The organism is Neobacillus rhizosphaerae (assembly GCF_937468385.1).
In the GTDB taxonomy this organism is placed as follows: Bacteria; Bacillota; Bacilli; order Bacillales; family Cytobacillaceae; genus Neobacillus; species Neobacillus rhizosphaerae.
On sequence record NZ_CALBWS010000021.1, the window covers coordinates 89,516 to 95,769 of the forward strand.

Below are 6,254 nucleotides of genomic sequence, written 5' to 3' on the forward strand. Positions count from 1 at the left end.
GCTCACCCTTTTTATTTAATAAATTTGCGTAAGCGATTTTTAACCTCTCTTGGTGAAATTTTTGGGCGGCCTAAGTTTGGGTTAGATCCTTTAGAGATTTTTAGATAAAGAAAGGTGAGTCCATTTGTCTTTTTCCATAATTGAATCTGCTCTTCGAGTTCCTTTAGGCTGTGAATATAAAAAGATTTTTCGTAACCGCATGCAGCAGCAATAGTTACAAAATTAACGTTGTGAGAAACGGTACTTTGCCCTCCGGTTGAATCATGGGTTTCATTATCTAGTAGAATGTGTAACATATTTTTTGGCCTATAATATCCATTTGTAGCTAAACTTCCCATTCGCATTAGGAGAGATCCATCTCCATCAATGACAACTACATCTAATTCTTTTCGTGACAATGCTAATCCAACACCTAGAGAACTGACACATCCCATAGAACCAACCATATACAAATTATTAGCGGAATCTTCAATTTCATATAGCTCTCTGCCTGTTTTTCCAGTCGTTGCGAGTTGTACAGTTTTTTCATCTTTCAATCCATTGATCGCTTTTAAAGTTTGAAACCTACTTGGAAATTCATCCATAAGTGTTTTTTCGAGTTTTTTCTTATTGTAATGATTAGGATGTTCTATTGGTTTAAGTTTTTCCGTTTCAAAGGTTCCTTTCTTCACTACAAAGAAGAATGGTTTGTTGTTTTCAATCCAATTGTTAGCTGATTCAACTTGAATCTTTGCTTCGTGTAAATCAGGGGATAGGAATTGCCAGTTTATTTGCATGAGATCTAGCATTTGCGTTGTAATTCGCCCCATTAATTCATGCTGAGGCTCATCGTTTAAACTGGAATCTCCTCTTAAACTTACAAAACCAAGTACAGGTATTTGAAAGGGATAGTTTAAAGAAGTCAATGGGGAAACAGCATTAGTGAGGCCAGAGTTTTGCATTAAAACAACTGGCTTTCTACCTCCAAAATAAGCTCCCGATGCAATGGCAATTGCATCCCCTTCGTTAACAGCTGCAATATATTCACATTCATTTATGGCATAGTTGATAAGATTCTTTAAAAATGAACATGGTACTCCACTGTAAAAGTCAAAACCTAGTTTTTTAAGTTCATTTCCAAAACTTTTAGTGTTTAACATACATTTACTCCGTTTTCGAAATAGTTCGTGGTAAATATTTCTTCTCAGCACTTTGAAGTTCTTCGGCATTTTGAATTCTAAAAATTTCTTCAACACTTGCAATAGAATCTTCAACCTGAATGAGACTTTCATCATTTAATATTTGTTTTGATATTTTTTGCATAGCAGTAAGTGATGCTCTTAAGTTGTGATTGGCCCAGATTACTGCGTTGACTCCTAAATTCTTGAATTTTTCGGTTGGCGTTGAATAATATTTGGTGGGAGCAATTACAACTGGATGTCGATCATTCCATGCTTTCATAAATTCTTCGATTTCATTAAAATGAGATTTTTTACTGTGTATAAGGATTGCATCAGCACCTGCCTGCCTATAGGCATCAGCGCGTTTCAGTGCTTCTTCTAATCCCCAACCTGCAATAAAAGCTTCAACTCTAGCTACAACAATAAAATCATCATCCATTTGTGTATCTTTCATCGCTTTAATTTTTCCGCAAAATTCTTCAATGGAGGCAAGTGACTGTGTTTCTCCGCTTATAAAAGAATTCGATTTCGGAAAGATTTTATCTTCAATACAAACCCCAGCTATATCCAATTGTTCTAATTTTTTAACTAACCTTCTTGCATTATTAAAGTTTCCATATCCCGTATCCCCATCTAATAGAATTGGTATTGTTGTAGCATCACTCATAAATTCAAGAACATCTAATACTTGAGTCCAAGAAGCTTCGTTATTATCTCTAACTCCCATTGAGGCAGATATTGATAGTCCACTGGCCCATATACCTTTAAAACCTGCTTCCTCGACCACTTTTGCGGAAAGACCATTATGGGCTTCCATTAAAAATTCCGGTTTTTGTGGGGAATTCAGCAAATGCTTTAATTTCGTTGATTTCTTCATGATTATCTCCTTTAAGTAAAAGACTTTTACCTAATTTATTTAAAATGAATTTTGAGTTAATTGAAATTTAATCATTCGATTATTTCATTTAGTTTTAATTTATTCATTTCAGAATGGTTTTGAAACGGACAGAAGTGGAAATCATTGGCTATTGAAAAAATAAGATCAATTACAAAAACTCTCAAAAGTTGAACCTAAAGACATGATTCAAGCATCTACAAACTTTAAACGGACCAATTTGTAGAATATGGGAGTACATTTTATAGGAAATTTAGTGGATTGGACAGAATGGGTATTAAGGAAAAAATTTTTATGGGGCAGGTGTTAAAAATGAGTTGGAACGAAGCATTGATCAATGGGAGTTTTCGGGATATGTGGGATCTTTCGTATCCGTCACAAGAGTTGGTAGCTTTTATTGCCACTATAAACTTTCCAAAGGTGACAATTGGGTTGGATGTTGGTTGTGGAGCTGGTCGAGAAGCAATTTTTCTTGCCCAACACGGATTGAATATGATTGGGGTGGATCTAAGTGCAGAAGCTCTCAGGAGCGCTGCTGAACGGGCAAAGGAGGCTGGGGAGCAAGTTGACTGGCGTCATGGAAATGTCTTAGATTTACCGGTTGAGGACCAGTCCGTAGATTTTGTAAATGATCGCGGCTGTTTTCATACAATTGCCGAAGAGGAACGAGATCAATTTGCACGAGAGATTGGCCCGCATCCTCAAGCCGGGTGGGATGATGTTGCTCAGAGGTTGTCGTGAAAAAAAAGAAGAGGGTCATTTTGTCCCGATGACAGGACAGTCAGTCGACCGACACTTCGGTAAATACTTTGACCGTGGAAAAGTGTTTCCTATTCAAATGGAAATCGGTATTGGTTTCAGCTGTGAAGGAATGAAGGAAACCTAGTGGTGCTTAAAAAAGCGAATAAAGTGGTATTGGAAACCCATGGACTATCCTACAGGGTATGTGTTTTTGAAACATTTTTATTTTAGAGGGAACGCCGTTATTGAAAACGAACTCTTTTTATTTTACAATAGGGCGCTTTTCTTTAATAAGAAGGCGCCTTTATGTATAGATAACACATTTAAGGGATTGGAGATTAAAAGGTGCAGAAAAGATTGTGAAGGATTCTACTTAAACTAACGGGCAGGTTAGTTGAACAAGAATAAAAGAACACCTAACACTATAGTTTGAGCAATCAAAAAAATTGGTCTGCATTCGAATTACAATGCAAACCCATTTTGTTGTTTAATTCCATTTGTTTTCAGTTAATTTATTTCGAATTTGAGTAGCTGCGAAAAGTGCATCTTTGTCTTGAATTACTTCTTCAGGTTTGTTTCCATTTCCAAGAATATATCCCGCAAATTCAATTCCTATAAAATCAAATATGTAATTGAATTGCTGAATCATAGGCAGCCCTTTAATGTGCGGTTCGTCTCCTCCAACAGCAATAACAAATGCTTTTTTAGAAGCCATTTCATTCTTAAAATCAGGATATTTTGGGTCCCTTAAGGTTTGTGACCATCGGTCGATAAAGTTTTTCATTGTTCCTGACATGCTATACCAATAAATCGGAGTAGAGAATACTAGAATGTCATTTAGAAGAATCCGTTCGATTATGGAATTATAATCATCATTTCTGTCCTGAAAGCCATCTTTTGAATGACGCATGTCTATAATTGGCTTGATATTATAATCACTTAAGTAAATCTTTTCTGTAACCATACCTTGAATTACGTGTTCTGTCAGCATCTCCGTATTGCCATTGGGACGGGTCCCCCCATATATAACTGCTATTTTCATTCATCATTTCTCCTTTCGTCTATATTAAGTGGTTTTCTAGTTGTTTCTTTATTACATATATCTTATATTTAATTTAAAAATAGATACAGATGATTATTTTGATTGATTCAATCGAAAAAAACGATTATAAAGAGGCGGGAAATATGGATATTAAACAATTGATAACTTTTAAAAATGCCGCAGAAAATTTGAACTTTACCCAGACTGCAAAAATTTTAAATTTTGCACAATCAAGTGTAACTGCCCAAATTAAAGCTCTCGAAGATGAAATTGGTAAACCCTTATTTGAGCGTCTAGGAAAACGATTGATTTTAACAGAGGCTGGACACAAGTTTAAACTATATGCTGAAAAGATGATAAGACTAAACGAAGAAGCGTTCATGGCTGTGAACGGAGAAGAAGAACCAACTGGCACCTTAATAATTGGTGCCCAAGAGAGCCAGTGTACCTATCGTTTACCTCTAATTCTTAAAGAATTCAAGGCTACATTTCCCAAAGTTAAACTCATCTTTAAGCCTGCACATTCTGACGAAATGGCGAGAAATCATCTTATGGAGGGTTTAGTAGATGTTGCCTTTATTATGGATACAAGTAAGCCTGAGGGTTCATTAAGAGTGGAGCAACTTATCAAAGAGGAGTTCAAAATGGTCATCGCACCAAATCACCCCAAACCAGTGCTCTCGATAGATGACCTTAAGGATGAGACTCTTTTGCTTACAGAAATGGGATGTTCTTACAGAATGATGTTCGAAGACTCCCTTAAATCGGCAGGAGTATACCCACTGAATAAAATAGAATTTAGTAGTATCGAGGCAATCAAACAATGTGTAATAGCAGGACTAGGAATAGCACTATTACCAGAGATGGTAGTGAAAAAAGATATTAAGGAGGGGAGAATGAAGGAAATACCATGGAAGGATTCCACATCTTCACTTTTTACTCAAATTGCTTGGCATAAAGATAAATGGATGACATCTCCTTTAGAGGCATTTATTAATTTAACTCGTAAGACTTTTTTATCCGATGACTACTTCAACCAAAAGGGTTTTTCTTAGTAACGGCAAACTTTTTTGCTACCTTTTGGGGCGTAAAACACAATGCAGGTATGGATGCATCATAGCTTAGTGGATTATTATCATAATAAATATCATGCAGACTCCGTAAATTGGGGAGAGCCTAAACCAGAAGGAATACGCATTTGGATTAAGCAGCTTGGACCAAGTGAAAACGACAGAATATACACCCATCTTATAAAAATCTCTTTACAACGTGATGAATTGATTATTAATGATAAGAAAAAAATAAAAACAGAAGATACATTTACTTATGCGGTTAATGCACGCTTACTTTCACTTTGTCCTGAATCTGGTAAGTCTGAAAAGGAATTTAAATTAATGAATTCTTATCATAAAGTGCGACCATAATTGGTTGCACTTTTATTTATTAAAGTTATAGACAAAAGTTAATGATTAATACGAACATATTGAGGAATAACAGGTAAACCTTTTTCTAATTGAAGTAACGGGCAGTTAAGTTTAAGAAGTATTATCCATTTAGTTTTGTATTATTATTAGAAGAAAGTTCTGATTTAATAGGAGGTTTAATTTGATAAACATACAAAGTAACTCAAACAAATTAATTATAGTAGTACATGAAATTTATGGGGTTAACCAGCATATGAATAAAGTTTGCCATTCATTATCAGAAAGAGGCTTTGATGTTATTTGTCCAAATTTATTAGAAAAAGAAGGACCTTTTGAATATTTATTTGAAGAAGTTGCTTATCGGAATTTTATGGAGAATATTGGGTTTATTAATGCGACAAATAAGATTAAACGTGTATTGCAAGATTTTAAAGATCAATATGAAAAAGTCTTTATTGTTGGATTTAGTGTTGGGGCAACCATTGCATGGTTGTGTAGTGAAGAAAATGATATCGATGGAATTGTTGGTTACTATGGTTCGCGAATTAGAAACTATCTAGAGATTGAACCTTTATGTTCAACAATGCTTTTCTTTCCTGAAAGTGAGAAATCATTTAATGTCAAAGAATTAATTCCATACTTAGAAAAAAAGAATATCGAGATACATAAAATTCACGGAGAACATGGATTTAGTGACCCATACAATTCAAAATATAATGTAAAATCTGAACAAGACTCTTTTGACATAATGGTTGATTTTTTATCGAAACATTAATTCATTAAAATGCAAGAATGTATTCGGAAATTGGAAAATGAAAGTTGTTCAGATATTGGTTGATATAGCACTATATTTTTTTACAGTGAAGAATTGCACTTAAACTGATATGAACGAAACTGTCAAGGCTCCCCACACAATTTGTTTTTTGTTTAGTTTTTGACCAACTCTAAGAAGAGAAGCGTATTTCGGCTTCTTTTTTCTTAGTTTGAGATCA

General features: G+C 34.7%; 8 protein-coding genes. 5 read left to right on the plus strand and 3 right to left on the minus strand.

Annotation, left to right across the window (positions count from 1 at the left end; translation table 11 throughout):
• Window positions 1–11: 11 nt before the first annotated feature.
• Together aepY and aepX are read right to left on the minus strand one after the other, a co-directional pair.
• Complete coding sequence (gene aepY, locus M5A78_RS15725) at window positions 12–1,139, minus strand: phosphonopyruvate decarboxylase (protein ID WP_248736218.1); 1,128 nt, start codon at window positions 1,137–1,139, stop codon at window positions 12–14.
• 4 nt (window positions 1,140–1,143) lie between these two features.
• Window positions 1,144–2,037 (minus strand): phosphoenolpyruvate mutase, encoded by an 894-nt coding sequence (aepX, locus tag M5A78_RS15730; protein WP_248736219.1) that lies wholly within the window; start codon window positions 2,035–2,037, stop codon window positions 1,144–1,146.
• 288 nt (window positions 2,038–2,325) lie between these two features.
• On the opposite strand from aepX, the gene M5A78_RS15735 reads away from it, so the two are divergent.
• Both M5A78_RS15735 and M5A78_RS15740 read left to right on the plus strand, forming a co-directional pair.
• Entirely contained in the window at window positions 2,326–2,796 is a 471-nt protein-coding gene (locus tag M5A78_RS15735; protein ID WP_248736220.1) for a class I SAM-dependent methyltransferase, read from the plus strand.
• Window positions 2,771–2,941: a hypothetical protein gene (locus tag M5A78_RS15740; RefSeq protein WP_248736221.1), complete on the plus strand. Its 171-nt coding sequence runs from the start codon at window positions 2,771–2,773 to the stop codon at window positions 2,939–2,941. The genes M5A78_RS15735 and M5A78_RS15740 overlap by 26 nt, the downstream gene beginning before the upstream one ends.
• 342 nt (window positions 2,942–3,283) lie before the next feature.
• On the opposite strand, the gene M5A78_RS15745 is transcribed toward M5A78_RS15740, so the two are convergent.
• Window positions 3,284–3,838, minus strand: coding sequence for a flavodoxin family protein (locus tag M5A78_RS15745; protein WP_248736222.1), 555 nt, complete (start codon window positions 3,836–3,838; stop codon window positions 3,284–3,286).
• A gap of 143 nt (window positions 3,839–3,981) precedes the next feature.
• Between M5A78_RS15745 and M5A78_RS15750 the strand changes: the two genes are divergently transcribed.
• From M5A78_RS15750 to M5A78_RS15760, 3 genes are all read left to right on the plus strand, one after another.
• Window positions 3,982–4,893, plus strand: a complete 912-nt coding sequence (locus tag M5A78_RS15750; protein WP_248736223.1) for a LysR family transcriptional regulator — start codon at window positions 3,982–3,984, stop codon at window positions 4,891–4,893.
• A 42-nt stretch (window positions 4,894–4,935) separates the two neighbouring features.
• The gene (locus M5A78_RS15755) at window positions 4,936–5,262 is read left to right on the plus strand and encodes a hypothetical protein (RefSeq protein WP_248736224.1); all 327 of its coding nucleotides are present in this window, start codon (window positions 4,936–4,938) and stop codon (window positions 5,260–5,262) included.
• Between the two features lie 181 nt (window positions 5,263–5,443).
• A complete protein-coding gene (locus M5A78_RS15760; protein WP_248736225.1) occupies window positions 5,444–6,037 on the plus strand; it encodes a dienelactone hydrolase family protein in 594 nt (197 codons plus the stop codon).
• Window positions 6,038–6,254 lie beyond the last annotated feature (217 nt).

Excerpts from the sequence above, each read along its gene's own strand:
- M5A78_RS15745 (WP_248736222.1), bottom strand. The coding sequence starts at position 3,838 with ATGAAAATAGCAGTTATATATGGGGGGACCCGTCCCAATGGCAATACG.
- aepX (WP_248736219.1), bottom strand. The coding sequence starts at position 2,037 with ATGAAGAAATCAACGAAATTAAAGCATTTGCTGAATTCCCCACAAAAA.
- M5A78_RS15735 (WP_248736220.1), top strand. The coding sequence starts at position 2,326 with ATGGGTATTAAGGAAAAAATTTTTATGGGGCAGGTGTTAAAAATGAGT.
- M5A78_RS15755 (WP_248736224.1), top strand. The coding sequence starts at position 4,936 with ATGCAGGTATGGATGCATCATAGCTTAGTGGATTATTATCATAATAAA.
- M5A78_RS15740 (WP_248736221.1), top strand. The coding sequence starts at position 2,771 with ATGATGTTGCTCAGAGGTTGTCGTGAAAAAAAAGAAGAGGGTCATTTT.
- aepY (WP_248736218.1), bottom strand. The coding sequence starts at position 1,139 with ATGTTAAACACTAAAAGTTTTGGAAATGAACTTAAAAAACTAGGTTTT.
- M5A78_RS15750 (WP_248736223.1), top strand. The coding sequence starts at position 3,982 with ATGGATATTAAACAATTGATAACTTTTAAAAATGCCGCAGAAAATTTG.